The 1292-nt window shown below is 67.8% G+C and carries 2 protein-coding genes; both read left to right on the top strand.

What is annotated here, in order from left to right; genetic code table 11:
• A partial coding sequence (locus tag ACZ44S_RS39130; RefSeq protein ID WP_466938286.1) for an alpha-glucosidase C-terminal domain-containing protein occupies positions 1-432 on the top strand: 432 nt, incomplete at its 5' end.
• Positions 429-1292 (top strand): alpha-amylase family glycosyl hydrolase (locus ACZ44S_RS39125; protein WP_466938284.1); only part of this gene is annotated, 864 nt, incomplete at its 3' end. The genes ACZ44S_RS39130 and ACZ44S_RS39125, both read left to right, overlap by 4 nt.

Raw genomic sequence — 1292 nt, 5'->3', positions numbered from 1 at the left:
AAGTACCAGCTCCGCCCCCGCGACTGGGACACCGCCGAACGCGAGGGCAACACCATCACCCCCCTCATCACCCGGCTCAACACCATCCGCCGGGAGCACCCCGCGCTCCACCGGCTCAGGAACCTCCGCTTCCACCGGACCGACAACGACTCCGTGATCGCGTACAGCAAGCGCAGCGGCTCCGACGCCGTCCTCGTGGTCGCCAACCTCGACCCCCACCACACCCAGGAAGCCACGGTCTCGCTGGACATGCCGCAACTCGGCCTGGACTGGCACGAGTCGGTACCGGTGCGCGACGAGCTCACCGGCGAGACCTACCACTGGGGCAGCGACAACTACGTGCGGTTGGAGCCGGGGCGGGCTCCCGCGCATGTCCTGCACGTCCCGCGACCGCCCGCCGCACAGCGAATCGGAGGGCGAGGAACGCGATGACCGTGAACGAGCCGGTGCCGGACATGTTCGAGGACACCCCGGCCAGGGACCGGGACCCGGAGTGGTTCAAGCGCGCCGTCTTCTACGAGGTCCTGGTCCGCTCCTTCCAGGACAGCAACGGTGACGGCGTCGGCGACCTGAAGGGTCTGACCGCCAAGCTGGACTACCTGCAGTGGCTGGGCGTCGACTGCCTGTGGCTGCCGCCCTTCTTCAAGTCGCCCCTGCGCGACGGCGGCTACGACGTCGCCGACTACACCGCCGTGCTGCCCGAGTTCGGCGACCTCGCCGACTTCGTCGAGTTCGTCGACGCCGCGCACCAGCGCGGGATCCGCGTGATCATCGACTTCGTCATGAACCACACCAGCGACGAACATCCGTGGTTCCAGGAGTCGAGGAAGGATCCCGACGGGCCGTACGGCGACTTCTACGTGTGGGCCGACGACGACACGGGCTACCCGGACGCGCGGATCATCTTCGTGGACACCGAGGCCTCCAACTGGACGTACGACCCCGTACGCAAGCAGTACTACTTCCACCGCTTCTTCTCGCACCAGCCGGACCTGAACTACGAGAACCCGCGCGTGCAGGAGGAGATCCTGGCGGCCCTGCGCTTCTGGCTGGACCTGGGGATCGACGGCTTCCGGCTGGACGCGGTGCCCTACCTGTACGCGGAGGAGGGCACCAACTGCGAGAACCTGCCCGCCTCGCACGCCTTCCTGAAGCGCGTGCGCAAGGAGATCGACACCCAGTACCCGGACACGGTGCTGCTGGCGGAGGCCAACCAGTGGCCGGAGGACGTCGTCGACTACTTCGGCGACTACGCCGCCGGCGGCGACGAGTGCCACATGGCCTTCCACTTC

Source organism: Streptomyces malachitofuscus (assembly GCF_055571035.1).
The sequence above is the reverse complement of the archived record's forward strand: the minus strand, read 5'-3'. Positions and strand labels throughout refer to the sequence as shown.